Origin of the sequence: Pseudoalteromonas sp. P1-13-1a, assembly GCF_001401875.1 — a bacterium.
Classification (GTDB): Bacteria; Pseudomonadota; Gammaproteobacteria; order Enterobacterales; family Alteromonadaceae; genus Pseudoalteromonas.
Genome location: NZ_LKDV01000008.1, coordinates 98307 through 124582 on the forward strand (window position 1 = coordinate 98307; position 26276 = coordinate 124582).

At 36.5% G+C, this 26276-nt stretch carries 26 protein-coding genes; 7 read left to right on the forward strand and 19 right to left on the reverse strand.

Annotated elements, in window-relative coordinates:
• Positions 1 to 21 precede the first annotated feature (21 nt).
• Positions 22 to 954 (forward strand): PstS family phosphate ABC transporter substrate-binding protein, encoded by a 933-nt coding sequence (locus AN391_RS07625; RefSeq protein WP_055014845.1) that lies wholly within the window; start codon positions 22 to 24, stop codon positions 952 to 954.
• Between the two features lie 49 nt (positions 955 to 1003).
• Here AN391_RS07625 and AN391_RS07630 read toward each other — a convergent pair whose 3' ends face one another.
• Positions 1004 to 1930, reverse strand: coding sequence for an electron transfer flavoprotein subunit alpha/FixB family protein (locus AN391_RS07630; RefSeq protein ID WP_055014846.1), 927 nt, complete (start codon positions 1928 to 1930; stop codon positions 1004 to 1006).
• Complete coding sequence (locus AN391_RS07635; protein WP_055014847.1) at positions 1931 to 2680, reverse strand: electron transfer flavoprotein subunit beta/FixA family protein; 750 nt, start codon at positions 2678 to 2680, stop codon at positions 1931 to 1933.
• Positions 2681 to 2886: 206 nt separating this feature from the next.
• Here AN391_RS07635 and AN391_RS07640 point away from each other — a divergent pair, with 206 nt between their 5' ends.
• The 6 genes from AN391_RS07640 (at position 2887) to AN391_RS07665 (ending at position 9720) form a co-directional block, all read left to right on the forward strand.
• A complete protein-coding gene (locus tag AN391_RS07640) occupies positions 2887 to 4533 on the forward strand; it encodes an electron transfer flavoprotein-ubiquinone oxidoreductase (protein WP_055014848.1) in 1647 nt (548 codons plus the stop codon).
• 133 nt (positions 4534 to 4666) lie between these two features.
• Positions 4667 to 5131 carry an acyl-CoA thioesterase gene (locus AN391_RS07645; RefSeq protein ID WP_055014849.1) on the forward strand — a complete coding sequence of 155 codons (465 nt, stop codon included), beginning with the start codon at positions 4667 to 4669 and terminating at the stop codon, positions 5129 to 5131.
• A gap of 239 nt (positions 5132 to 5370) precedes the next feature.
• The gene (locus tag AN391_RS07650) at positions 5371 to 5940 is read left to right on the forward strand and encodes an outer membrane beta-barrel protein (protein ID WP_055014850.1); all 570 of its coding nucleotides are present in this window, start codon (positions 5371 to 5373) and stop codon (positions 5938 to 5940) included.
• A 191-nt stretch (positions 5941 to 6131) separates the two neighbouring features.
• Positions 6132 to 6836 (forward strand): tRNA (N6-threonylcarbamoyladenosine(37)-N6)-methyltransferase TrmO, encoded by a 705-nt coding sequence (tsaA, locus tag AN391_RS07655; protein ID WP_055014851.1) that lies wholly within the window; start codon positions 6132 to 6134, stop codon positions 6834 to 6836.
• Positions 6837 to 6926: 90 nt separating this feature from the next.
• Positions 6927 to 8651: a proline--tRNA ligase gene (locus AN391_RS07660; protein WP_055014852.1), complete on the forward strand. Its 1725-nt coding sequence runs from the start codon at positions 6927 to 6929 to the stop codon at positions 8649 to 8651.
• Positions 8652 to 8880: 229 nt separating this feature from the next.
• Positions 8881 to 9720, forward strand: coding sequence for a UDP-2,3-diacylglucosamine diphosphatase (locus AN391_RS07665; RefSeq protein ID WP_055014853.1), 840 nt, complete (start codon positions 8881 to 8883; stop codon positions 9718 to 9720).
• Positions 9721 to 9737: 17 nt separating this feature from the next.
• Here AN391_RS07665 and AN391_RS07670 read toward each other — a convergent pair whose 3' ends face one another.
• From AN391_RS07670 to AN391_RS07755, 17 genes are all read right to left on the reverse strand, one after another.
• Positions 9738 to 12791 (reverse strand): ATP-binding protein, encoded by a 3054-nt coding sequence (locus AN391_RS07670; RefSeq protein ID WP_055014854.1) that lies wholly within the window; start codon positions 12789 to 12791, stop codon positions 9738 to 9740.
• Between the two features lie 383 nt (positions 12792 to 13174).
• Positions 13175 to 13969, reverse strand: coding sequence for a hypothetical protein (locus AN391_RS07680; RefSeq protein ID WP_055014856.1), 795 nt, complete (start codon positions 13967 to 13969; stop codon positions 13175 to 13177).
• A gap of 90 nt (positions 13970 to 14059) precedes the next feature.
• Positions 14060 to 15220, reverse strand: coding sequence for a hypothetical protein (locus tag AN391_RS07685; RefSeq protein ID WP_055014857.1), 1161 nt, complete (start codon positions 15218 to 15220; stop codon positions 14060 to 14062).
• A 79-nt stretch (positions 15221 to 15299) separates the two neighbouring features.
• Positions 15300 to 15737: a hypothetical protein gene (locus AN391_RS07690; RefSeq protein ID WP_055014858.1), complete on the reverse strand. Its 438-nt coding sequence runs from the start codon at positions 15735 to 15737 to the stop codon at positions 15300 to 15302.
• A complete protein-coding gene (locus AN391_RS07695) occupies positions 15734 to 16042 on the reverse strand; it encodes a hypothetical protein (protein WP_055014859.1) in 309 nt (102 codons plus the stop codon). The genes AN391_RS07690 and AN391_RS07695 overlap by 4 nt, the downstream gene beginning before the upstream one ends.
• Before the next feature lie 136 nt (positions 16043 to 16178).
• Positions 16179 to 17606: a hypothetical protein gene (locus tag AN391_RS07700; RefSeq protein ID WP_152967888.1), complete on the reverse strand. Its 1428-nt coding sequence runs from the start codon at positions 17604 to 17606 to the stop codon at positions 16179 to 16181.
• Positions 17607 to 17846: 240 nt separating this feature from the next.
• The gene (locus tag AN391_RS07705; RefSeq protein WP_055014861.1) at positions 17847 to 18230 is read right to left on the reverse strand and encodes a hypothetical protein; all 384 of its coding nucleotides are present in this window, start codon (positions 18228 to 18230) and stop codon (positions 17847 to 17849) included.
• A 246-nt stretch (positions 18231 to 18476) separates the two neighbouring features.
• Complete coding sequence (locus AN391_RS07710; RefSeq protein WP_055014862.1) at positions 18477 to 19964, reverse strand: OmpA family protein; 1488 nt, start codon at positions 19962 to 19964, stop codon at positions 18477 to 18479.
• A 305-nt stretch (positions 19965 to 20269) separates the two neighbouring features.
• Positions 20270 to 20965, reverse strand: coding sequence for a hypothetical protein (locus AN391_RS07715; RefSeq protein ID WP_055014863.1), 696 nt, complete (start codon positions 20963 to 20965; stop codon positions 20270 to 20272).
• Positions 20966 to 20967: 2 nt separating this feature from the next.
• Positions 20968 to 21210: a hypothetical protein gene (locus tag AN391_RS07720; RefSeq protein WP_055014864.1), complete on the reverse strand. Its 243-nt coding sequence runs from the start codon at positions 21208 to 21210 to the stop codon at positions 20968 to 20970.
• 127 nt (positions 21211 to 21337) lie between these two features.
• Entirely contained in the window at positions 21338 to 22372 is a 1035-nt protein-coding gene (locus AN391_RS07725; protein ID WP_055014865.1) for a hypothetical protein, read from the reverse strand.
• A gap of 67 nt (positions 22373 to 22439) precedes the next feature.
• Entirely contained in the window at positions 22440 to 22880 is a 441-nt protein-coding gene (locus AN391_RS07730; RefSeq protein ID WP_055014866.1) for a hypothetical protein, read from the reverse strand.
• Positions 22881 to 22954: 74 nt separating this feature from the next.
• Entirely contained in the window at positions 22955 to 23647 is a 693-nt protein-coding gene (locus tag AN391_RS07735; RefSeq protein WP_055014867.1) for a hypothetical protein, read from the reverse strand.
• Between the two features lie 39 nt (positions 23648 to 23686).
• A complete protein-coding gene (locus AN391_RS07740; protein WP_152967889.1) occupies positions 23687 to 24265 on the reverse strand; it encodes a hypothetical protein in 579 nt (192 codons plus the stop codon).
• A gap of 106 nt (positions 24266 to 24371) precedes the next feature.
• Positions 24372 to 24806: a hypothetical protein gene (locus tag AN391_RS07745; RefSeq protein ID WP_055014869.1), complete on the reverse strand. Its 435-nt coding sequence runs from the start codon at positions 24804 to 24806 to the stop codon at positions 24372 to 24374.
• A 94-nt stretch (positions 24807 to 24900) separates the two neighbouring features.
• Positions 24901 to 25326, reverse strand: coding sequence for a hypothetical protein (locus AN391_RS07750; RefSeq protein WP_055014870.1), 426 nt, complete (start codon positions 25324 to 25326; stop codon positions 24901 to 24903).
• Positions 25327 to 25390: 64 nt separating this feature from the next.
• The gene (locus tag AN391_RS07755; RefSeq protein WP_055014871.1) at positions 25391 to 26170 is read right to left on the reverse strand and encodes an IPT/TIG domain-containing protein; all 780 of its coding nucleotides are present in this window, start codon (positions 26168 to 26170) and stop codon (positions 25391 to 25393) included.
• Positions 26171 to 26276: the final 106 nt, after the last annotated feature.

The window sequence follows — 26276 nt, forward strand, 5'->3', positions numbered from 1 at the left end:
ATTCGTTATCGGACTAATAGCATGATAAAAAACCTTATTTTAGCAGCTACCGTACTGCTTTCTTCATCAAACATAGCAACATCCGTTTCCAATATTGATCCACAACACAAACCGTTACTTATTGGTGGCTCCTCTTCGGTTACACACCTTTTGCATTTAATCAAACCTACCTTTGAAAAACAAACCAATACCGCCATGCAAATTCGCTCTATGGGAAGTACTAAAGGCATTAAAGCCATAGCGGAGAACATTATAGATATTGGCACGTCTTCGCGTTATTTAACCAACGCCGAACAAGAAAAATACCCTCACGTTCGCCAAATTATTATTGCGCAAGATGCGTTGGTCTTTTTCACTAACAAGAAAAATAATATCAACTCGCTAAGCATTGAGCAGCTTAGTAATATTTATGCGGGTAAATATAAAACATGGCAAGAAGTTAACCCAGATTATGTACCAGAGACACAAAGAGATAACAAAATTTTACTTTTTAGTAAGGCCTATAATCATGGCACATTTGATATTTTGTTAGAATTTTTAAACCTAACGTTTATGCGCGTACCAAATGCCAATACTATTAAATTAAAGCAAACCGGTAACCGCGGTTTATTTCCAAAAACTGAAGTACAAATGTACGACGAATTTAATCAAGCGCTTGGCATAGTACAACGTATGCCTAATGCTATTGCCTTTGACTCTTATGGCGCTGTATCTCAACTACAGGGGTCTAAAAAAATTAATAAAATAAATTTACTGGGCATCAATGGCGTTGACGTTTCCGATGAGACCATTAAAAACGGTGAATATACGTTTGTTCGCCCCCTTATTTTATTAGTAAATAGCCAATCTAGCCGCTCTGTAGAGCAAACCGATTTGTTGCTTAATTTATTAAAAAATAAACGTGTTTTAGATACTTTGTCAGCACATCATTACTCTATGGTTGAGGTGGAATAAAAAAGCCGCAGGAACCTAAGTTCACCGCGGCTTTACAACCAGAATGTGTTTAAAGCGCGTTTTCAAGCTGCGGTAATACATCAAATAAATCAGCAACTAGACCGTAATCTGCTACCTGAAATATTGGCGCGTCTGGGTCTTTGTTTATTGCAACAATGACTTTTGAATCTTTCATACCTGCTAAGTGCTGAATAGCACCACTAATACCGACTGCAATATATAAGTTAGGGGCAACAATTTTACCTGTTTGCCCCACTTGCATATCATTAGGTACAAAGCCTGCATCAACGGCTGCGCGTGATGCACCAATAGCTGCACCTAACTTATCGGCAATACCGTTTAATAACGCGAAATTTTCACCGTTTTGCATACCGCGACCACCAGAAATAACCACTTCTGCAGCTGTAAGCTCAGGACGTTCCGACTCAGTTTGCTCAACGCTTACAAAGTCACTTAGTTGTACATCATTCGCAGCTTCCAATGCACTAATATTGGCAGGTGATTGTTCGTTTTGTAAGTCAAAGCTGCTCGCACGTACGGTGATTACTTTTTTGTTATCTAGCGACTTAACCGTGGCAATGGCATTACCAGCGTAAATTGGACGTTTAAAAGTTTCGCTATCTACCACTTCAATTATTTCTGAGATTTGCGCCACATCCAAAAGAGCGGCCACGCGTGGCATAAAGTTTTTGCCGGTGGTCGTTGCACTGGCAACAATATGTGTATAGTCATCGGCTATGCTTAAAACAAGTTCAGCCATATTTTCAGCTAATTGATGCTCATAAAGGGTATTGTCAGAGGTCAATACATTAGTAACCCCTTCAATACAGGCCGCTTTCTCACTCATTGCGCCTAGGTTTGTCCCTGCTATAAGCACATCTATATCAAAACCTAATTTACTTGCCGCATTTATTGTTTTTGAGGTTTCTGGTTTTAGTGCACCGTTATCGTGCTCTGCAATTACAAGTGTTTTCATTTAAATCACCTTTGCCTCTGTTTTAAGTTTTTCAACTAGTTGGGCAACATCTTCAACAATAATGCCCCCACTGCGCTTAGCCGGCTCTTCTACTTTTATTAATTCTACGCGCGGTGTTAAGTCAACACCTAACGAATCTGCTGCTATGACATCGAGAGGTTTGCGCTTCGCTTTCATGATATTAGGCAGCGATGCATAGCGCGGCTCGTTTAAGCGCAAATCGGTAGTTACAATAGCAGGCAGTTTCAGAGCAACCGTTTGTAAGCCACCATCTACTTCTCGGGTAACATTAACTGTATTACCGTTTATATCTACTTTAGAGGCAAATGTACCTTGGCTGCGCTTAGTTAAAGCCGCTAACATTTGGCCTGTTTGATTGTTGTCTGAATCAATAGATTGCTTGCCAAGGATAACCAACTCAGGAGCCTCTTGCTCCACTAATTTTGCTAATAATTTAGCTATGTGCAATGACTCTAGTTTTTCATCCGTTTCGATGTGAATGGCTTTATCTGCACCTAATGCAAGTGCAGTGCGTAGCTGCTCTTGTGCAGCTTTTGCACAAATTGTTACTGCGATAACCTCAGTGGCTGTACCCGCTTCTTTTAATCGAATCGCTTCTTCTATAGCAATTTCACAAAATGGGTTCATTGCCATTTTTACATTTGCTAAGTCAACGTCACTGTTATCAGCCTTTACGCGTGCTTTAACGTTGTAATCGATCACTCTTTTTATTGGAACGAGAACTTTCATAGGAACTCCATCTATATTTAAACCTACAAGCTAACGTGTACGTCAACCTATTTATTTTATGAATTCAGACTACTTCCTGTTGACGTAAACGTCAACCTAAAATAACCTTAAAGTATTCACAGCCTGTAACATTTAATGTGCAAGTATTAAAAAGGCTGCATTGCTTATCTAATTTAGCTAAGCCCGTCATTGATTAAGAGGTTATTATGGTCGAACGTGAAACCATGGAATTTGATGTAGTTATCGTAGGCGCGGGCCCAGCAGGTCTTGCCAGTGCCATTAAACTCGCGCAATTAGCTCAAGAAAAACAACAAGAGCTGAGTATTTGTGTAGTAGAAAAAGGCTCCGAAGTAGGCGCGCATATTCTTTCAGGGGCGGTATTTGAAACTAAAGCCTTAGACGAGCTTTTACCAAACTGGCAAGAACTTGATGCGCCTATTACAACGCAAGTCTCACACGATGAAATTTATTGGTTTAATAACAGTGAGAAAGCCACCGCTCTCCCTCGCTTTGCGACCCCTAAAACATTTCATAATGAAGGCAATTACATTGTATCGATGGGGAATGTGTGCAGGTGGCTTGCAGAGCAAGCCGAAAACTTAGGCGTTGAGATATTCCCAGGCTTTAGTGCTCACTCTTTAATTATTGAGCAAGACATTGTCAAAGGGATTATCACAGGTGACATGGGTGTTGATAAAGATGGCAATGAAAAAGATGGCTATATGCCAGGTATGGAGCTTCGTGCGAAATACACGATATTTGCTGAGGGTTGTCGCGGCCATTTAGGGAAACAACTTATCAATGAGTTTGCGCTTGATAAAGAAGCTTCGCCACAACACTATGGCTTAGGCTTTAAAGAAATATGGCAAATTGATGCAAGCAAACACCAACAAGGCAAAGTCGTTCATGGTACGGGCTGGCCACTGTGTGGCGATACTAATGGCGGCTCATTTATGTACCATTGTGAAAACAATCAGGTGGTTGTAGGTTTAATTGTTGACTTAAATTACGCGAACCCTCACCTAAGTCCATTTGATGAGTTCCAACGAATGAAACACCACCCTGTGTTTAAACACACCCTTGAAGGGGGTGAACGTATTGCTTATGGTGCTCGCGCTATTGCCAAAGGCGGCCTTTATTCATTACCAAAAATGCATTTTGCAGGTGGACTATTAATAGGTTGCGATGCAGGTACACTCAATTTTGCCAAAATCAAGGGTAATCATACTGCAATGAAGTCGGGAATGGTGGCGGCAGAAGTTATTTTTAATGCACTCAACATGGGCCACGCCAATACAGATTTAGCTGAATACAAAAACGCGTTTGAAAATTCATGGGCTTATAAAGAGCTATACCAATCTCGCAATTTTGGCCCTGCGATGCATACATTGGGTAAATTTGTTGGAGGTGCGTACAACACCCTAGATCAAAACATATTCAAAGGTGCTCTGCCCTTTACCTTTAAAGATAACACGCCCGATTACGACACGCTTAAAGATACAGCTAACAGCCCTAACATTAACTACCCTAAGCCAGATGGACAAATTAGCTTTGATAAACTCTCTAGCGTATTTTTATCAAACACTAACCATGAAGAATCGCAGCCGTGCCACTTAAAATTAAAAGATGACTCAATTCCTATCTCAGTTAACTTAGTTAAATTTGATGAACCCGCACAGCGTTATTGTCCGGCTGGTGTATATGAAGTGCAAAAAATAGAAGGCGAAAACCAATTTGTCATCAACGCACAAAACTGTGTGCATTGTAAAACCTGCGACATTAAAGATCCTAGCCAAAATATTACCTGGGTTACACCCGAAGGCGCTGGCGGCCCTAACTACCCAAATATGTAACTATTTTATGCATAAAGGCGTATAAAAAACGCCTCTTTTACATATAAATTATAAACCTATCCTAAATTGCAGGGGCTTCGGCCCCTTTTTTACGTTATGCTCTTAATTAAGTTTAACAAAGTGAGAGTTTAATATGCCGTCGTCAAATGTTGTATTTCGTTTTTTAGCAGAGCCAACCGATGTAAATTTTGGTGGAAAGGTCCACGGTGGTGTGGTCATGAAATGGATTGACCAAGCGGGCTATGCCTGTGCTGCCGGATGGAGTGGTCATTACTGTGTGACTGTTTCTGTAGCTGGGGTTAAATTTAGACGCCCTATCCTTGTAGGTCAAATTGTAGAGGTAGAAGCCAAAATAGCGCATACAGGCTCAACCAGCATGCAAATATTTATTCAAGTTCGCTGTGGCGATCCTAAAACACAAAACATGGTTGAAACTAACCACTGTGTTATTAGCTTTGTAGCTATGGACGAAACAGGTTACCCAGTAGAGGTTCCTGCATTTAAAGCAGTAACAGATGAAGATAAAAAATTAGAAAACTATGCAATTAAGATGAAACAGATTGCGATAGAGACAGAAAACTTGCTTCATAAAGTATAAACGTACAATGTAAAACTCACAAAAAACCGTGTAAAAGGTACAAGTTTTATTTAGAAAACAAAAATTCAAAAAAGTTCACTCTGCTTATAAAAAATACAAAAACAACCTATATTAGCCGTAAATGTCCTTTTTACGGCTATTTTGTAATCAATTATTGTTGTTGGCATGCTCGCTGCAAATATCTAATTGTCGTTTGATAAGTTGGTCAAACATATATTATTTTTTAAAGGAGCTATACAATGATTAAAACACTTTCTCTTTCTGCAATTGCTTTAGCAACACTGGGTTTTAACTCTGCAGCACACGCTGATATTACGGATTTTGATTCTCCTCGCATTTATACAGGTGTAGGCTATGGTCAATACTCGTTTGAATTTGAAGACAGCGAAAATGACACTGAATTTGACGACGATGCACAAATGCTTAAAGGGTACATTGGTACACAGTTTAATGAACACTTTGGCCTTGAATTGGCTTATCAAAACTTTGATGAAGTAAGTGACATTGACAGTAAAGCGGAAGTTGATGGTGTATCATTAGCAGCCACTTTAGCGGCACCGCTTTCTGAAAGCTTTTCGGTATATGCTAAAGGTGGTTGGTTTGAATGGGATGCAGATGTAGAGCAAGAGCTTCCTGTTGGTAGCATTTCAGCCTCACAAGACGGCGGCGACATATTTTACGGTGCAGGTATTCAATACGCGTTTTCTAGCAATGTTCAAATGCGTTTAGAATACGAACGTTACGAATTAGATGATGACATTGACCCAGAAATGGACGTAGCATCAGTGTCAATTCAATACATGTTTTAAGAATAATTAAATTAAAGTTAAGGGTGGGCCATGTGCTCACCTTTTTTAATTAACCCATGTTTACCCGCCACCTTGACCTTTGTTTTAGATGCATATAAACCATACGGTCTAAAATATTACTCACTAACTGTACTGCTATAACTCATAAATAGAGGTAGAATACTCCCCTATTTTTTAAATAAATAAGCATTATGAGCGAATATAGCATTTCGGCAGTTGGTCACATTCAGTCTCCCTATAAACAAAAGTTTGCAATACCTAGACAACCCCGTTTAGTACCTCAAGCAAAAGCCAAACTTATTTTTACCACTGAGTTTAACCGCGAAGAGTTTGTGCGTGGTATTGAAGAATTTAGCCACATTTGGTTATTGTTTAGATTTCATGAAACTGCTGATAAAGGCTACTCTGCTATGGTGCGCCCTCCACGATTAGGCGGAAATGAGCGTAAAGGGGTATTTGCAACCCGTGCTACGTTTAGACCCAACGCTATTGGTATGAGTGCTGTAAAACTTGAAGGTGTAGAGTATAAAAATGGCCAACTTAGTTTACTGCTTGCTGGTATAGATTTACTCGATGGCACGCCTATTGTGGATATAAAGCCTTATTTACCGTATTCAGATGCAATGCACGACGCCAGTGCCGGCTTTGCCGATACCCGCCCAGAAACACAAATGAGCGTTGAGTTTACACCCGAGGCAATTGACTTTATTGCGACACAAACACACTACCCTGAGCTTAAAGATTTTATTGCTAATGTACTAAAACAAGACCCACGCCCAGCTTATAAAAAACAAAAACAAGGCGAGCAAAGTTATGGCATGACGCTTTATAATTATAATATACGCTGGCAAGTCAACGGCGAGCATAACTTAGTAACAAGTATAGAAAATACCTAAAAAGTGCAGTTAGCGCTTTAGTGTAAAAGCAAGCGCTGGTAAACTTAGCGCCCTATTAAAAAGAACATATTACTTAATTTCGGAAAAATCATGCGTACCAGTCAATATATACTCGCAACACTTAAAGAAACGCCATCAGATGCTGAAATTATTTCGCATCAATTAATGCTTAGAGCCGGTATGATCCGTCGCGTCGCTTCGGGTTTATATACTTGGTTGCCCTCTGGTTTACGCGTACTTCGTAAAGTAGAAAATATTGTTCGTGAAGAAATGGATAAAGCCGGTGCAATAGAGATGCTTATGCCGGTAATTCAACCTGCCGATTTATGGCAAGAGTCTGGCCGTTGGGAACAATTTGGCCCTGAGCTGGTACGATTTAATGACCGTCATAATCGTGAATTTGCGCTTGGTCCTACTCATGAAGAAGTGATCACCGATTTTGTTCGCAAAGAAATTAGCAGTTACAAACAACTGCCTGTTACTTTGTACCAAGTACAAACTAAAGTACGTGATGAAAGACGCCCTCGTTTTGGTGTAATGCGTGCGCGTGAATTTACGATGAAAGACGCCTATTCATTTCACTTAAGTGAAGCGTGTTTAGACGAAACCTATCAAGTTATGCATAAAGCATACTGCAATATTTTTGAACGTTTAGACTTAGAGTACCGCCCTGTGCTTGCTGATACAGGCTCTATTGGTGGTAGCTTGTCGCATGAGTTCCATGTACTTGCTGAATCGGGTGAAGATGCAATTGCCTTTAGTGATGCAAGCGATTATGCAGCTAACATTGAAAAAGCAGAAGCGCTAGCACCAACTCAAAGTCGTCCTGAGCCTTCTAAAGAGCTTAAAGCGTTTCCTACACCGAATGCTAAAACAATTAGCGAGCTTAAAAAGCACTACGGTGTTAAACCACACCGCGGCGTTAAAACATTAATTGTGTACGGAGCACCAGATGAAAACGGTCAACGTGGTTTAGTTGCTCTCGTACTGCGTGGCGATCATGAGTTAAACGAATTAAAAGCAGAAAAGCACCCACTGGTTGATTCACCGCTAGAAATGGCAACTGAGGCCGACATAGTTGCTGCCGTTGGCGCAAAGCCTGGGTCACTTGGCCCTGTGGGCTTAACAATGCCTATTATCGTTGATAGAACTGCTAACGTAATGGCTGATTTTGTAGCTGGTGCTAATAAAGATGACGAGCACTTTAGCGGAATTAACTGGGATCGCGATGTTAAAGAATATCAAGTTGCTGATATTCGTAACATTGTTGAAGGCGATCCAAGCCCGTGTGGACAAGGCTCTTTACAAATTAAACGCGGTATTGAAGTTGGCCATATTTTCCAACTGGGTACTAAGTACTCAGAAGCCATGAAAGCAGGCGTACTGAGCGAGTCGGGTAAAAACCAAGTAATGACGATGGGTTGTTACGGTATTGGTGTATCGCGCATTGTAGCAGCGGCTATTGAGCAAAATAATGATGATTACGGTATCATTTGGCCACAATCTATCGCCCCATTTGATTTAGCGATAGTGCCAATGAACATGCATAAGTCGCATCGTATTCCTGATATTGCTAATAATCTATATCAAGGTTTGAAAGATGCCGGCCTCGATGTTTTATTTGATGACCGTAAAGAGCGCCCAGGCGTTATGTTTAACGACATGGAATTAATGGGTGTACCTTATACTTTAGTTATTGGTGAGCGTAATCTTGATGAAAACAAGGTTGAGCTTAAAAATCGCCGCACCGGTGAAAAGTTAATGGTTGATTTAGACACCGCAATTGAGACTATCAAAGCGGCTGTTAAAGGTTAATAACATCTACGCTTAAGCACACTACGAGGCCGCATTTAAACATGCGGCCTTTTTTATATGCCTTTAATCGTAATGTATATAAGAGCCGCTCGGCTAATCGCCTCTTCTAACACAATAAACTTTTAATTGCTTGGCATAAGATAATTGTCATGGAGGCTTCGCTAAAGTGTCTCATAAGTGTCATTAGATTTATCTACAGTGTTTAATTATTACACTATGGATGACGGGCATGACAAACAATCAACAGCGCAAAAAGCAGCATTATCCAGCCGTTTGGATATCGGATGTTCACTTAGGGTATAAAGACTGTAAAGCCGACTATTTATTAGATTTTTTAAACTCAATTGAATGCGATACGCTTTATTTAGTGGGTGATATTGTTGATTTATGGTCGATGAAACGGCACTTTTATTGGCACCCATCCCATTACCAAGTGCTTAGTTGCATTCAACAAAAAGCCCTTGACGGCACCCGCGTAATATATATACCTGGCAATCACGACGAGACCTTTCGCCACTACATAAATCAAACTTTATTTGGTGTAGAAGTCCACCAGCAGTTTATTCACACAACTAAAGCCAATAAGCGCTTTTTGCTGCTACACGGTGATGATTTTGACTCGGCAACCCGCTACAACAAGCTAATTAGTATTGCAGGCGATGCAGGTTACGACTTGCTACTGTTTTTAAATCGTTGGACTAACCGCGTTCGTAAAGTGTTTGGCGGTAACTACTATTCGCTTGCTGCGTGGATAAAAGCACGCGTACATAAAGCCCGTGAAGCCATTTCTGCTTTTGAAGATGCCGCTATTCATGAGGCAAAAAAACAAAAGGTCGATGGCATTATTTGCGGACACATCCACCACCCTAAAATTAAAGTGGTAGATGGCATAGTGTACTGTAATGATGGTGATTGGGTTGAAAGCTGTACCGCATTAGTTGAGCAACCAAACGGAAAAATAGCGCTGTTGCATTGGTCTGATACGCAAAAAGTACTTGATACAGCCGATGTAACCAGCATAGTTAAACCTATTCAAACTGATACCAAACCAAATAAGTCAGCAGCGTAACTGCTGACTTAGCCAATTTAGTTTAACCAGGTTAATAGCCTATTTTTAAGCGTTTTAGGCTTTATTGGCTTGGTAATATAATCATTCATGCCAGCGGTGATACAGCGTTCTCTATCGCCTTCCATAGCACTTGCGGTCATAGCAATAATTGGGATACTAATATACTCAACCCCCGCTTTAGCATTTCTTATCTCGCTGGTGGTATCGTAGCCATCTAGGTTAGGCATTTGGCAGTCCATTAAAATTAAGTCAAACGGTTGCTCTTGATTAAATTTAAGTGCAGAGAGCGCTTCTATGCCATCATTGGCACAGGTAATTTTTATACCAGTGCGTTTTAAAATGGCTTTAGCTACCTCAATATTGATCATGTTGTCATCAACCAATAATACATGATACCGCGATAACTCCGGCTCTGGCTCTAAGTCATTTGGTTGTTTGGGTGCGGTTAAAACAAACTCACTATTAGCGCCAAAAATACTGCCAAGCTTATAAGTAAATTGATCTTGCGTGAGCGGTTTGTGCAAAATGTGGCTATGATCGGGAAACACTTTTTTAGATTGTTTATTAACCACCATGTCTCGCAATATAAGCACGTATTTTTTATCTGCCTTTTCGCAATAGCTTATTAGCGCATTAACTTGCGGGTGCTCGTCATCAATAATCAGTAAATCGGCGTCAAACTCACTGTGCTCGCTAAAATAGTCGAGCCGTGTAATGCGGCTTGGCAGAATTTTACAGGTTTGGGTTAGTAAACCACACACGTTTTTAAATACGTTATCACGTGCAATAAGTGCTGCCACGCTTACCTCTTTTGCAAGCTCAATACCCGTATTAAGTTTTTTCTGTTGCGCCACATGTAATTCTACCGTTGCAACAAATGTGCTGCCTACTCCTTTCTCACTGTTCACAGTGATATTGCCACCCATTAACTGTGCCAGCTTTTTACAAATAGATAACCCTAACCCCGTACCACCAAAATGGCGCGTCGTGCTTGAGTCCTCTTGAGTAAACACATCAAAGAGTTTATCTATGTTTTCAGGAGCAATACCAATACCAGTGTCTTTAATTATAAAGCTCATTAAAATTTTACTGTCGGTAATGTATTTAGAGTTTAGGGTTAAACTTACTTCGCCTTTATGCGTAAACTTAAACGCATTATTGATTAAATTAATTAAAATTTGCTTAAGTCGGTGGCTATCTCCGATAACCATTCTATCAATAACATTTTGGGTATTTAAAAACACCTCTAACCCTTTACGCTGACCTTGAAGTGCAATCGAATTAATCATATCGCTGCAAACCGAGATTACGTCAAACGAGTGATTATCAATATCTAACTTACCCGCTTCAATTTTAGAAAAGTCTAAAATATCGTTAATTAAATTCATTAACGAGTGAGCGCTGTTATTAGCCAATTTTAAATAATGCTGTTGTTGCTCAGAGAGGCTGTCTTCTTTTAGCATTTCAAGCATGCCTAAAACACCGTTCATAGGGGTACGTATCTCGTGGGAAATATTAGCTACAAAGTCACTTTTTGCTTGGCTTGCAGCTAGTGCCTGATCAATTGCTCGCTCTAGCTCTACAGTACGCTGAGTTACCTTAAGTTCTAACGTGCTATTGAGCCCCTGTAACTGTGATTGAATGTACTTTAACGAGCTAATATTACGTAAAATAGCAGCAACTTGATAACGATTGCTAAATACATCAAATACACTGGTAAGCGTAATTGAGTAATATTCTTTTTTGCCATCATCAGTATACACCGCTTCAAATGGCATTTTAGAACCCTGCTCAATGGTTTCTCTAATACAGTCTTTGTCTTCATCTGCAAGGGTAAATAAGTCATTAAAGCGGATGTTGTCATTACCGAGCCTAGTTGCAAATACCTTTTTAGCGGTTTGGTTACAATGAATAATAGTTTCATCATTGTCTATGGTAAAAATGGCATCGAGTGAATTTTCAATTACTTTATTATTTTGCTCTGTTAAAGAGTTTATCAGCAGCTTGCGGTTAATATAACGCTGGTACAATAACGTAATAATAATAAATATGGTAAAAAATGAAGCAATAATAGCAATAAAGCTTTCTCGCCTTTTTGCAACGCGTTCAATTAACGTTTTTGAATCAATAGAAACCGCAAGCTCTAAAGGCAGCATGGCAATATCGCCTTCAAAACTTACTCGTTTATTTAAAAAATACTGCTTTGGTATATCACCTATTAACAAGGTTTCGTGTAAATTCATGTTTTGTGAAGGGCTAAATTCATCACCCCACGTTTTGCCTTGGTTAAATTCAAAACCAAAACGTAAATCAGGGTTTGGATGGTATAAAAACTCGCTTTCATTGTTAAGCAGGTAAATATTAACCCCAGGAGGGAGTTCAAAAGTTAAACTTTCAAACAATTTATCGGCAGAATAATTTGTCACCAAAATAGCAAATACTTGCTTTAAGTTATCAAAAACAGGTTTAGCTACACGGTATGTGCTTACAAAGGGCTTTTGTATTTCACCGTTTTCACGATTGTAATTAATTGGCGATATATACACGCTTTTTTCATCAAGCATACTGGCTTTAAGTACATAATCTCGCCCCCCTTTTTTTTGTAATTGCGCGCCCTCAAGTCTATTTATATCTCCTAGCATGCGATCAACACGTACTATTTCTTGGCCGTTTTCTGCCAGCATAATGTATCGTGCTTGCAAAATAGAATCGTCTGTACGCATAAACCCGCTAAAAATATCCGCAAGGCGGTCTTGCCATACAGCAATGGGGGTCTGTAAAAGTGGGTCAATTAATTGATTGTCGGTTGCTCTAGAAATACCTTGAATGGGTGGAGTCGCGTTTAAAAAGCGAATAGCGGTAATACTGTCGTTTAAATGATTTTTTAAAGACGCCGCTTTTGTTTCAAGCTCACGACTAAGCTCATTGTGCGCATCGCTGTATATTTCCGCACGCACTTTTTGTTCAAACACATACGCTGAAGGCAATGCAATAACTAAAAAAACAATAATAGCAACAATTAATAATTTATTACCTCTTGCTGCTGTTATAAATACATTCCTTTTTAACATTTACCTTCACCACTGAATCTTTCTAACTACAGTATAGTGTATTGAAAGCTAAAAAAGGAGCCCAAAACTAGCTACTTATCGTTATTAACAATAAAATTTTTAATAATTAAAGTACTAATGTATTAGGCAAAACAAATAACCAACTCAAAGAGTTAACCCAAGATGAACAAGCGCTCAATCGAGGAGCTACTTAGGAGTCTTCTGGTTATGCAAACCTTCTTTGACAACAAATATGGCTATTGTCATACAAACGAAAAACCCTCCTCCTATACAAATATAGTTGATTATTGGGCTAGACTCAGTGTCTAAAGTCATCGAAAAAAGGCCATAGCTCAATATAAATAAAGCGATTAAAGATGAAATAATTATTACTGTGATGTTTTTCATTCTATTACCCCTGTTTCTTTGGCGACATTTTTTAAATTATTCAAAAATTGAATCGATTCATGTGTTATGTCTTTAATAATAAACTTAGACTCTATCTCAAGATCGTCTTGATCTATGTCATCGTTACTAACAGTCTTTAAAAAAACAGCTTTTCCTTCATTGTGCAGCGTAATTTCAGTCGGTAATTGATCTGTGTCGTACTTGAATTTACGCATAAAGTCTATTAAAGGCACATCTAAAAAACCAACAAACGCTTTACCAAAATAAGTATCTTCTCGCGCTCGTTCTAACAGCCAAGTATATTCGGTAGATGATAAAAGCTGATTTGGGAATGCACTCGTTTTAACTGTTTGTACTTTATCACCATCTAAATACCCTACAAATAAATTATCCCCTTCCTTTTGATAGGCAATGTAGTTATTAGGGTCATTTTTAGGATCTAAGCTCATTTCATAAATTTGCTCTTTAGTAAATCCTGGGGCATGTTGTAACATGCCCGTTAAAGCTTTATCACTGTTTTCTTTATTTACTGCATAATCTAACCTGTATGCGATATTTTTTTGATGATCTAAAATATATTGCCCATCATCTTTAACAGTCATTTCTGTAAATGTTTTATTTGGCAAAATATAATCTGTGCGCAGGTATTTATCGGTTACCTTTATTTTAATAAATGCGAAATGATTTAACTCTTTAGTGACTTGATAATTAAGTGTTAAGTTATTTTTCGCGTTGGCATAACCACATACAATTACAGTTAAAATGATTATTAATTTTACTATGTTTTTCAAAGTTTCATCCTTAAAATTTAGGAGTTAAAAAGCGATGTAACCACGCTATATTAAGCTGTTGTTAGCGCCTATATTAAAGTATCAAATACATTAAATAGACATAACTTTTTCTAGGTTCATAACAAGTATAATGAGTATAAATAAAAAAACGAATAATCCCACATGAAGCTTAAGTGGGTAAACCATTTGACTTGTTCTGTCTAACGATACTGGATATTTATATTTTAATAATGAAAACACAAGTGTTTTACTATCAACACTCCAATGAGACAGTGGGATACTCTGCCCCTTTGTTGTATTAAATACTAGTGAGATTAAATGCGACCTTTTAGTTTTCCTGGCAGACCCTTCAACTGAGTCGTAATCGTAATTCCATTTAGCCTCAATGCTAATAATATCCTGCTTAGTTAGTGTACGTGGTGTTTTATCAGTAAATAATAGTGCGGGTAAATAAAGCTCGTTATCATTTACTAGAATGGAGCTTAGAGGCGCTGTTTTTATAAAATAGTATTTATTACAAACAATAGCCCTAGCAAAGTAATAACTTACATAAGTTATTACTAAAAATGCAAAAGATGATTTCCAATTTTGTGATGAATAAGCAATAAATAGCGTAAGCAAAGCAAAACACACGACGATAAAATGAACTAAGTTTTTCTTACTATCAGGGAGCGGTAGCGCGCACCTAAGTATGGGAATATTATTTTTAGCCTCCGCGTTACCCAAAATAGTATGTTGCGGAAATATTTTTGTAAATTTGCTTACCGTTGCTGAGTTTGTTTTTTCAGCCTCGGCCTCTTCTCGTTTTGCTGTATAAACGCGCTCAACGGTTGAAAGCGTTCTTACTACTAGCTGCGCTTGTTTAGCTTGCTTGAAGCACCTAAACGTATAAGTGCTCAATTTCCCCTCTGCTGAAGTGTAATTAATATCAATCACGCTAATAGCTTTATCTGCTCTAAACGAGCTTGTGTTTATACTGTTTGTATCAATGGTGTGGTGACTATACGTGAAGAGTTCTTTCTTAAAAAAATAAGCACCTAACTTTATATCTATTTGATTCTTGTGTTCATCAAACTTTAACCGATGTTGAAACATCAAAAGCGCAAAAATGAATAAAACGTCAAGTCCATCGCTTGTATCAAAAATCAAGCCTTGACTTAAAACACCTAGTACAAGCCCTGCTACAGTTAGCCAAATGAATAGCCATTTAATCGTTTCTAATAGTGATTTTAATATAATTGAATTAGCCAAAATTCCCTCTTTGAATAAAAAAGTATGCTTAATTGCAAGCTCTCATAACATATAAATACTTAAAGTAGTCGAAAAACAATTAGCTAGAGGCAACAATGATTATCCAACCGTCTTCTTTGGTAAGTTCAAATACACAGCCGTCAGACACGAATGTTTTTTCACCAGACTGGGCTCTTATGTCAACCTGTGCATAATTAGATTTCGATTCAGTTGATAATTTTTGAGATAAAACCTCGAATTCAGGGCTTGTTACATACTTTTGAAATTTTTCTGCCTTTTTACTCAAGTATGCGATAGCGCGTTTTTTTGCGTCATCCGTATCTTTAAAATGCTTTGGTACAAAAGACATCAAGGTATCAATGTCTTTATCAGCTTTTGCTTGTCTAAACTCTTCGCATTTTTTTATAAATAATGGATCTTGATTATCCTTGGCAGGCAAATTAACGTTAGATTCATCAGCAAAAGCTGCTGTGCTTAAAAATATGATGCTAGAAAGCGCTATTAATTGTGATTTCATTTCAAATCCTTTGTTAACGAAACAAATAAGGGGGATGTTGTGTAAATATTGAGTTTTTCACTTTTATTGTTTTGTTCTGTAGCAGTCGCGTTCATAGTAAATTCAAAGCCGCCCTCTACTGGTTTCCAAGTAAAACTATCTACTTCTGGAGGACCAGATAAAATTCGACCTTCTTTATCTATACATGCGACCCCCCCTAATAAGGTATCTTCGTTTTCTAGCGCCCATAAGTCCTCTCCCATCACAGCCAATAGCATGGTGCAGTTATGCTTACTACCCTCAATGCTTACATCATAGATTAACATGCCATCACCAGATTCAAACTTAATTTAATCTTCAATAACCCCAGTCAATAAGTGGGAGTCTACACACCCTTGTAAAGCTAATGAACTGAGCAATACACACATTGTTTTTTTAACATAACGTTCCTTTTATATACTCTTAATTATTTTTACGTTCACTTTTTAGCTTTTTATAAAGATCATCGGCTACAGCTGTGGCTTTACCGATAATGCTATAAGAGTCATCTTTTAAAAATGCGTCAATTGACTCTTTTTGCAAATTTTCTTCGTACCAATATTTAAACTCTTTGTATGATTCTAAATCACTTATTTTATTTTTTAACTGTTGCACATTCTCAACTTTGTTTTGATATGCAAAAGCACGTAAAACAAAAGATTTAAGCGTACTATCAACACTTAGCTCTATTTGGCTATCATCGGCTATGTAACTTTGGAATAATCGAATGCCATCTTTGTAATAAAGAGAAATATAATCAGTGGTTGAGCTTATTTGTACCTGTTTGTTATTAAAGGCATAAATGCCATAAAACTCTTCGTCTAAATTATCTACATAAAAAGGCCCCTTAATATGTAAGTAATCAGGCATGACAACCTTTAGCGATATAACGTGTTCTTTTTTGATACTTGAATAGTTACTTTCACCATATACATTTTGTAAGCTAAACCAGCCTGTACCAACATCACTAGGCACAATAAAACTAGCATTAGTAGCATCTATATAATCCAACTGTATTGTTGGGCCATCTGCAAAAACTAATGCAGTACCACTTTCTAAATTTACACCAGTTATTAATACTTTATCGCCCTTGACTACATTTCTAGTCGGAATACCTGTAATAACTGGTGTTTTTGGATGCAGTAGTGTGGCATCAATACTGTTGGTTTTATAGCCATCTATAGCTAGAAAAAATGTAATGGGTTCTCCGCCCAACGCTACCTTTGGATAATTAGGTATAACAAATTCAATTTTATTCTCTGATGTAATCGTCACTGGTAAATTAACAACTGGCTGTTTATCATCCTCTTTTAACATTACCAAATGTGTCGCATCATCTTTTAGGTTTTCTGCATTTAAATTAGCAGGGAAAAAAGGCCTAACTTTGTTAATAAATACTGCTTGGTCACTATGAGAGTATGTCGCAGAACGAATCACTGGTGTATTTGATGGGTATAACTTATTTATAGCAATTAGTTTTTCTAGTGGCTGAGAGTCATTTTCATCAAACAAAAAGTCACCATCGTCGTCAGTGTCTAAAAAGTTAGGGATGCCATCACCATCAAGGTCATAACGGATAAACTCAACTAAGTTTAATTCTTCTGAATCTAAAATTGCATTATTGTCACTATCTAAGTCTATAAAGGCTGGTTTTTTATCCCCATCTAAATCGTAGGTTTGTTCTATAGCATCAGTAATGCCATCATCATCACTATCTAAATCAAGCCAGTTTGGAGTACCATCATTGTCAGCATCATGGCTAGGGCTAAAGTTAGCTGTATAAATATGGTACTCATTTCCATCGGGTATTTTATCATCATCGGTATGTTGGCCAAGGTGGTTCATTCCCAAAGCAAGCTCTTTGTTTGTAGGAACGGCGTCTTTATCTATATCAATAAACGCATGTACCGTATATGTAAAGCTATCTGCACCTAAGTTGTTTCTATCAGTAATACTTAAATTATATTCACCCGCTTGCTTGGGCGAGAAGGTAATAACCTGACCAACTTTACCAAAGTGTTCAATGTTTGTTGGTATAGAAGAAATAACATCGCCATTATTATTAATAATCGTTAAAGACGGTGTAAAACGTTAATCATCTTTAAAAAGTATAAACGTCACCGATAAGTCTTCAAATAGCATTGAGCTGAGGATGTTAAATTTAAAATCATCTATATCTACATTTTTAGCAATAACCCCCGCCGCTTTAAAAGGTATATTCCCAACTGGATTTGCTTGGCCAACGTTATTATTAAACTCTTGTTCTTGAACAACCGACATTGTAGTTTTAGCAGCATCAAACGGGTAATCATCGTGTTCATCAGGCACGCCATCGCCATCTTCATCTTTGTTTTGCCATGTACCTATATGGGTGGTTGGCTGGATATTTTTTGCATGTGAATTTGGTGTATAGGTTAGCGTGCAAAAAGCACTGCTAACACTTAAAAGCGAAAGATATATTAGTGGTGTTTTCAAGAGTCCATCCTTGTTTAATTATCCAATTTTTATAATTTAGTGCTGATAACGCTAAAAGCTAAAAAAGATGTGTATTAAGTACTTATATAATAAATACTTAATACACATCCTTAAGATTAGCATAGTGCGCGTGGCTGTTTTCCAACTAGCGAAAATGTTATCTATCTTTATTTTTAGCATTGCAATAATCACCAACTTAGCTTTTTAGCATTAACTAAGTTGGTTATATTATATTTTTAAAATACCTTAATTTGCATCAGACAGCCTTTCAACTAACTCAACACGACGGTTAAGCTCTCGCCCTAATTCATTTTTATTAGTCGCTGCCGGAGAGTAAGGCCCAACACCTTGAGGGATTAACCTTGTCTTGGCAATGCCATAATCAGCTATCAACGCTTTAACTACCGCATTAGCCCTTCGTTTAGAAAGGTCTAGATTATATTCTGCAGATCCTTTGTCGTCTGTATGCCCAACTACATACAAACTCAATTTTTTATTTTTTTCAAGAACTTGTGCTATCACATCTAAAGATTGCTTAGATTCAGGTTTTATAACTGCTTTATCATAGTCAAACAGTACACCATAAATAGACGCTTTACCCTTTTGCTTGAGCTGCTCTAGTACTTTATCACTATTTGTTTCTATTAACCCTGTTAATAGTGGCTCGGTTCTCATAACTACAAGTTGTATACGAGAGTCACCTTTATAGTTGCCTATGAAAAATGCTACGTAAGTAGTCTGCCCTTCAAATGTGCTTTTCATTACGTTATATCGCGGCTGATGCCAGTAATTGTAGACCTGTGATATAGAAATAGTATCCCCTAATTTTTGTACCTCAGGTCTATAACCACACCTAGATTTTTGACAAGCAAATATGGTTTCAAACCCTTCTTTTACTAACGCACTTAGATAGTTATGATAAATTTTAAGTGTTGACACATTTTTCACAACATAAGTAATTTGTGTTAAATCGCCAGTTACATCAAGTGTTGGAAGCTTTCTGGTCTTTTTATCAACAGTACCAATAGGTAAGCTGAATTCTTCATAATCTACTTGTTCGTAATATTCAATATAACTGCCTGGATAACGACTAATTAACGGATGGTCAGCCGACCCACCTATATCTTTGCGAGGGGGTTTTGTTATTTTTGTGTCATTTTGTTTTTTAAATGCATTAAAATCGGCCGTGATAAGGCCTGTTTCAATGTCTTTTATATCCACAGAGGTTAATAGCACTTTTGTTTCATTATTATGTTGTCCTACGAATAATGAAATTGCGGCTTTAAGTTCGTCACCTCCTTTTGTAGCAAAAATATAATAAGGCTTTTTATAGTAGTTATAAGCTTTAAAATAACTAGTCTTTTCTGATATCAATCTACCATTATTATATTTCCCAGAATTGCACTCACTTAAAGAACACCTGTAAATTACCTCAAAGCCCGCATCTTTTAAGGCGTTTTCATAGTTTTTTGTAACCTTTAACGAAGCTACATTTTTTATCTCATATGCGTAATGAGCTGTATCACCAATAAATTTTGTAAACTCAAACTGCTTAGATTTTTCTGCATTAGGATCAAACTTTGTCATTAACTGAGTTTCTTCACCCGCTAGAGTAACTGAATCATCTAGCTTTGCTTTTGGATATGGTGACAATAATGGCTTTGCATGTACACTTGATACACCAATTAGATAAATTATAAATATTTGGAGTATTTTTATAACTTTATTATTCATTAAAATTCCTTTTTTTATAGTTCTGTTCTAAAAAATTAGTTTATTTAGAAAACGTTAAATATTCTAATACTTTAACTCGTAAATTAAAACTTAACATATTAGTATGCATGGGTATTTTTTTATATTACAAAGCCAATGCAATTGGCTTTGAAAAGCCACTCATATCCGCTAGCCATTTTTTAATTAAGTTCTCATATTAACTTAATTAGAGCTAGGTTTTAACACGACATGAAACCTGTTAAGTTACCTAGCCTATTTAACTAGTTTCCACAGCGATTTTGAAGCGCTCTAATATTAGCTACTTACTAAAACTCGGCAAGGTACATCGCTATTATAGGGAAGTTAGCTAAAATGCCAGAAACGCGTAAGAATATATAGCCGATACTAGAGCCCCCTCCTTCAAATGATTTTTTATAAATTAATGGGTAATCAAAGTAATACAACAAATACAAAACATTAAACAACCCCACTCGGTTAACGTTCAACTCAATGTTTTCGCCTGTTTTAAGGTTTATAAAAGCCCTATTTAGCGCAGCATTTACTTGAATTTGTGTATCAGATACATGAGTAATAAAACTGTAATTAAATAATACCGACTCGATTTCATCCCTTTTGAATAGTCTGCTTTGTTTTAATGAATCATTTATAAATGGGTTAACTTTAATTTTATCTTTACTTATGGTCATCACGTGTTTTGAACTAAACCCAAACTTGCGCCATATAAGAATACGTTTTAAAAATAGGGTACCAATAAGAAGCGGTAAATAAACAACTAAGCTAGCTAAGCTATAGCTGTCAACTAACCAAAGTCCGGCTAACAATGAAAGCGTAATTAAAGTTGCGCTAAATAATAACTCTATTGGAAAAGACAAATGACATAATAAACGCAATAAAGGAAGTTTAATTTCACTCGTTGGGCATAAGGTATCTTGCTCTTTAAAGTGAACATTTTTAAACCATTTTTTATCGTCTAGACTGGATGGCTGTTCATTATTAGTCATATTTAGCTTCTTAATAAGTTGACTATTACACTCTCTTGACCACCTATAAACCTAGGCTGGGTATTATCAAAAGGATAATCGTCCTGTTCGTCAACCACACCATCGCCGTTTTCATCTTTGTTTTGCCACGTGCCTACATGTGGTGGCGATTGAATTGCTTTTGCTTTAGCCGGGGTTGTATGACTTAGCAAGCTAAAAGCGCTGCTTACGCTCAATAGTGAGAAGTAGATAAGGGGTATTTTCAAAAGTTCATCCTTGTTTGTTTAGTCCGCTAAAGTATTTATTGATTGCCTAAAATTTATTCTTTTTTAGTTCATGAGGTCATCGTACCTAATTTAATACAACCATTCAAACTTACATACCTATAGGCACCTACTTATTGATAGCTTTTGCAAACCAATCATGTATGGCGATACTGTATTTTCTTGGTAAGTTATAACCTAAACAAATCGCGCCAGATTTAGTTAGCAGGTAAGTCCTTCGCGCGACTTTGGCAGCGCCCCAAACATCGCCTAACTTTATAACTTTGTTTTTGACCCCAGTAGCTTTAACTATTAAATCGCCATTGCTTAGGCTAAACCGCTTACGGCCAATAACTAATGAACTTAAATACCCCCCAAGCACAATGAGTATTACTGATAAAACTGACTGTAGAGCGGCTGGTAAATATTGTGCTCCTATAAGGTGTGCATGATTAAATAAAAACCAAATAGTAAATAATGTAAACAACCAAATTAGCATTAAGTACGAGCAAAATTGCGGTGATGTAACGGGTCTGGCAGTTATTATTAACTCACCACCGTTACTTTGTTTATAGTAACGGTCATTAGGAATATCAGCAGACTCTGTGCTTTTAGTTTTTAAACCATCAATACTTAATTTATGCCTACGATTTCCAGCAACTAGCGCCAAATCAGTATCAAAATGCGCCTCTAAAAAAGCAACTGATTTTAAAATATCTGAAAGTGTCGCAATATTCATTGTGAGCTCTGGATAACTAAAAAACTTCATTGAAAAATGCTCTAGTACTGGGTTTTCTGGATCAAAGAATTTTTCAAACTCACCTGTTGTAAAACCACTTACTTCAACAAGGGATAACTGTGAATTAATAATATGCGTTTTTTTAGTAACAAAGCCAAGCCAAGAGCGTGTACTCACAATATCTTTATTTTTAGCGTTGAGTATTACTTTATTGACTTTTAATACCGGCGTGCACAGCACCAAACCCAATAAAATTATTATACTGGACCAAACCAACTCACCTGTTTCATATATACCTATAACACCTATATAAATTAGCCACGCGCCTAAGCACATTAACAAAAAGTGAAAGATAACCCCTGAGACACCGCCATTATCTGTAAATATTAGCTGCTCATTGCTTTGTTTTTGTAATTTGTAACTCATTGATACACCAACACGACAAATGAATTTTTAATGATGAAAAAGGAAGGCTAAGCCTTCCTTATTGAGTTTAAGGTTTTTGACCTAAATACCACCGGCCATTTTTAAACTGCTCAAATGCACAAATACTTCTTTTAAGCTTGTCCATTTTTCCTGCCTTGTACTTAATATTAATGATTTTAACTTTATGGCCTCGGTGTTCTTTTTTTTCTAAATCGTTATCAAATTCTAGTAATTCATACTCAACAACTGGATCATTACCAAACGTTTTTGTATGATCCTCAAACCAGCTTTTCTCAATTTTATCTTCCATATTTTTTACTGATTCAGGTAATAAATAAAAAAACAGTGCGGGATCATTTTTTAAATAACTGTTTACCATATAATCTTTACATACTGATTTTAAATTTTCATCTGAACCATCTTCAAGTCCATGAAAACGCTCCATTGCAAAAGCTGATGCACTAAATAAACACCCTACTATGGCCGTTATTAATGTTTTATTTTTCACGTTTATTCCTTGTGTTTATTGTTTTTATAATCTTTATGTCAATTTAACTCAGTTACAGTAACACTAAACGCCTATTAAGCTAAGTATGTTTGCACAACAACCATGGTTGTAAGTACAGTTACAAAAAGTGCGGTAAACATGACTGCTATAGCCTTAATGACTGGTGGAAATAAATAAGATACTTCAACAGCTGTTCTTTTAGTCATTACTTCTATCATTTCAGGCAGCATAAAAAGGTTTATACGATTAATTGTCAGTGTGTCTTTATTAGTAAATAAAAATGTAGCATGAGTAAAAAATGGGAGTTTAATATTTTCATGGCGACTAACCGTTCCGCGAATACGCTTTACTATAGTGTAATCAAACTTACCCACAGTTAACTCTTCAATATCCCGATAGTAAAATTTTTTATTTACACTGCCAGCACCTTTTAATTCAAAATAGTCATGATAGAGGGTAATTGATTGTTTGTTACCGCGTTTAAAAAACAGAAACGCGATTAAAACAGCAAAGTAAAAGCCGGTAAAATAAAGTACAACATATTCAGGCCTATTATTAGTATCGTACACCCTACCTTCACTTATAAAAAAACAGGTTAATAAAAACCCAACAATGTAAGCTACTACACTGTGTAGGTAGAGTTGCTTTTTAGTGAAGTTTTTTAATAGAGGGTACGTTGTTAAATCGGCCTTACTATCTTTCTCAAGGCGTTCATCCGCGCTATATGAGTTAGTAAATCGCCTAAATTTGTTACACAAAAAGTCCATAAAGCCTCTTTTATAAAATCAAAGTTCCCCTTTGACGGATTAGATAAAAAATAACAAAATCATTAAGAAAAAAGTAATTAACAATAAAAAATACAGTGGGAATTTTGTAATTAATGAAGTTTTTAAATCAATACTTACACCATGCTTCTCTTTTAACCAATCTACAAATTCAGGAAGCTGTAATATCGATAAGCGATTAAAAACCTGTTTTTTATTGTTCTGGTATTCAATTACCGCCCCGGTAACAATTTTAAAATCAGTACTTTTAGTCGGAAATGCTTTTACCGTTACTTTAACCGGCTTAGTAAATTCAATGGTTTCTACACAGCCTGTATGTTTATCTACGGTTAAATCTTTGGCACATTTAATACTATGGTTAACCCATATAACAAAGCGGATTGTATTTATGAGTAATAAATTTAAAACTATTGATTGGATTAGTTGTGGATCTGAATAGGTAGGATATTTATTGGGGGTAAGGTCTATGCCGATTAATCCAAAAATAACGGCAACAAGTGTATTTATTACAAAAAACATCAACCACTGTTTTGTTGTTTTTTGTGGCCAGCGCCCCGTATTTTTTAGTTTATAATTATCATTATGTGCAAAAACAGGCATGTTTTTTACATTGTTATATATATAGTGCGAGAGTGAATCTTTCACGTTTTAAAGGTTCCTTCTTCTAGCGTATTGCGATGCAGTAAAAACTATTTAGCTAACCAATTTACAATGAATATTCAAACTCTACAGGGCCAACAGTTCTTGCTTCATAACTTACACCATGATCCGCCACTAATTCACCATGAAAATTAAGCGTGGCTTTATTTCCACCAATAAATTTAAGTGTTGTATTAAAGTACTCTGATGTTATTGGCATGCCTACATTTTTATAGCCATCAAACGAACACCCAATCATTAAGTTGTTAATACCTGGGCCATCGATCTCCGCTTTGTTTTCAAGGATTTTACCGGGGAAACTTATTTCACAGTATTCTTGTTTGTTATTTCCCTCTAGATTAAAGAACACGCTATGGAAAGGGTGACCTTTATCATCAGCTGGTTTAAACTTTTTAAACGAGGTCATTTTAATTTCGCCATTGGTGCAGCCTGTTAATAAAACTAAGCTGGCTGTAATTACTGTAATAAAAATATTTTGCACATTATTCCTTTTAAAGTTATTTCTTTAAATAAGTAGAGAGCACCTAGCTTAATTATTTTTATACTATAAGCTAGGTGCTTTACAAAAAAAATGGTTAAAGACTTGTTTTAAACCATTTCTGAGAGTCTTTATCTAAACCATACTGGCAAAGGAAATGATTACTTCCCTTTTTTATATTTAAAAACTCTATCTCTACAATGACGGACTTTTCAACATCAAAAAATGTATTTTTCTTACCTTCCTCTGTTGAAAAGGATATTCTGTTATAGTCTGCTGTTTTAATAGAGTCTTCATACCTTGCCGCTTTCTTTAAAAACTTTTTATGAAGAAACTGTTTAGATTTTTTTATAGATTCAACCTTAGGATGAAAATCTTGTATATAGGAATCGAAATCCTTATTTACGATCTTTATAGCATTGTCGTGGCACATTTTAGTAATTAAGTCTTTCTCCGACTCAGCATAAGCAAGGTTAGATAATAATAATGGTAATGTTAATGTTAAAAATTTATAGAGTTTCATAATTATCCTTAACTAAGTTTTGGTTTTTACTGTTTGAAAATAAATAACTTATTGATGCTGCTTATCAGTTTGATATTGAGTTTTTTGAACTCGCTATTGCTTTATTTAACAAAGATAGATAGGTGGATGAATTATCTTCAATGTAACGTGGGTTACTTAAATTTGATTCAATAAAGTTGGCAAATACTTTGACGTCTTCGTTAAAACTAATTGTTTTAAAGGCCTCCTTCCACCTTCCCTGTTCTATGTTATTACCTAAAGCACCACTATACCAAACTGTAGAAGCAGCTATATGAATTGGCGTAATCACAATACTTTTTTCTGCTTGAAAAACAACTGTATTAATAAATTCATGAGGGCGACCATTTTCATCAATATAAAGAGCTATAACAACATCACTAACACCACCAAAAATATAGTTAATGTTTAAATCATCGCCAAGCTGCTCTTCTTGGTTGGTCGGTGTTTTTAAAGAAGTTACTAATAATGGTGCTAATACTTCATTGGGTATGTTCAATTGGCTGTAATCTAAAAATACTTCATCACCAATTTTAATTACGACTGTATTACTTGTACCATAAGTTGTTCTAGCTGTTAATTTAGCTTGAGAGCTGACGCCGCCAGGGACAACAAAAGTCAACTTTTCGTTATTTATAATTGTAGGTTTAACTTCTATATCATTAATAAAAACAAGCGTATCATCTGAAAAATGTTGCCCCAATAGGCTCACAGTGTCACCCACCGAATAGTAATTAAGTTCTGGTTTTGATATTAAAGGAAGGTTACGATTCGATATATTTACGTTAATTGAGTTTGAGCGTTTACCCTTTGCAAAAAAATACATAGATTGGGTATGCTCAGGCTGAACTGGTTTAATTGAGCCGGACACTTTAATAATGGACAATGTCCTAATATTGAGGTGTTAAATGACAAGACGTAAAAATAAATCT

What these genes read in the sequence shown, in the direction of transcription:
- AN391_RS07625 (WP_055014845.1), top strand. Translation starts at nt 22, where the DNA reads ATGATAAAAAACCTTATTTTAGCAGCTACCGTACTGCTTTCTTCATCA.
- AN391_RS07630 (WP_055014846.1), bottom strand. Translation starts at nt 1,930, where the DNA reads ATGAAAACACTTGTAATTGCAGAGCACGATAACGGTGCACTAAAACCA.
- AN391_RS07635 (WP_055014847.1), bottom strand. Translation starts at nt 2,680, where the DNA reads ATGAAAGTTCTCGTTCCAATAAAAAGAGTGATCGATTACAACGTTAAA.
- AN391_RS07640 (WP_055014848.1), top strand. Translation starts at nt 2,887, where the DNA reads ATGGTCGAACGTGAAACCATGGAATTTGATGTAGTTATCGTAGGCGCG.
- AN391_RS07645 (WP_055014849.1), top strand. Translation starts at nt 4,667, where the DNA reads ATGCCGTCGTCAAATGTTGTATTTCGTTTTTTAGCAGAGCCAACCGAT.
- AN391_RS07650 (WP_055014850.1), top strand. Translation starts at nt 5,371, where the DNA reads ATGATTAAAACACTTTCTCTTTCTGCAATTGCTTTAGCAACACTGGGT.
- tsaA (WP_055014851.1), top strand. Translation starts at nt 6,132, where the DNA reads ATGAGCGAATATAGCATTTCGGCAGTTGGTCACATTCAGTCTCCCTAT.
- AN391_RS07660 (WP_055014852.1), top strand. Translation starts at nt 6,927, where the DNA reads ATGCGTACCAGTCAATATATACTCGCAACACTTAAAGAAACGCCATCA.
- AN391_RS07665 (WP_055014853.1), top strand. Translation starts at nt 8,881, where the DNA reads ATGACAAACAATCAACAGCGCAAAAAGCAGCATTATCCAGCCGTTTGG.
- AN391_RS07670 (WP_055014854.1), bottom strand. Translation starts at nt 12,791, where the DNA reads ATGTTAAAAAGGAATGTATTTATAACAGCAGCAAGAGGTAATAAATTA.
- AN391_RS07690 (WP_055014858.1), bottom strand. Translation starts at nt 15,737, where the DNA reads ATGAAATCACAATTAATAGCGCTTTCTAGCATCATATTTTTAAGCACA.
- AN391_RS07695 (WP_055014859.1), bottom strand. Translation starts at nt 16,042, where the DNA reads ATGTTAATCTATGATGTAAGCATTGAGGGTAGTAAGCATAACTGCACC.
- AN391_RS07710 (WP_055014862.1), bottom strand. Translation starts at nt 19,964, where the DNA reads ATGAATAATAAAGTTATAAAAATACTCCAAATATTTATAATTTATCTA.
- AN391_RS07715 (WP_055014863.1), bottom strand. Translation starts at nt 20,965, where the DNA reads ATGACTAATAATGAACAGCCATCCAGTCTAGACGATAAAAAATGGTTT.
- AN391_RS07725 (WP_055014865.1), bottom strand. Translation starts at nt 22,372, where the DNA reads ATGAGTTACAAATTACAAAAACAAAGCAATGAGCAGCTAATATTTACA.
- AN391_RS07735 (WP_055014867.1), bottom strand. Translation starts at nt 23,647, where the DNA reads ATGGACTTTTTGTGTAACAAATTTAGGCGATTTACTAACTCATATAGC.
- AN391_RS07740 (WP_152967889.1), bottom strand. Translation starts at nt 24,265, where the DNA reads ATGCCTGTTTTTGCACATAATGATAATTATAAACTAAAAAATACGGGG.
- AN391_RS07750 (WP_055014870.1), bottom strand. Translation starts at nt 25,326, where the DNA reads ATGAAACTCTATAAATTTTTAACATTAACATTACCATTATTATTATCT.
- AN391_RS07755 (WP_055014871.1), bottom strand. Translation starts at nt 26,170, where the DNA reads ATGTATTTTTTTGCAAAGGGTAAACGCTCAAACTCAATTAACGTAAAT.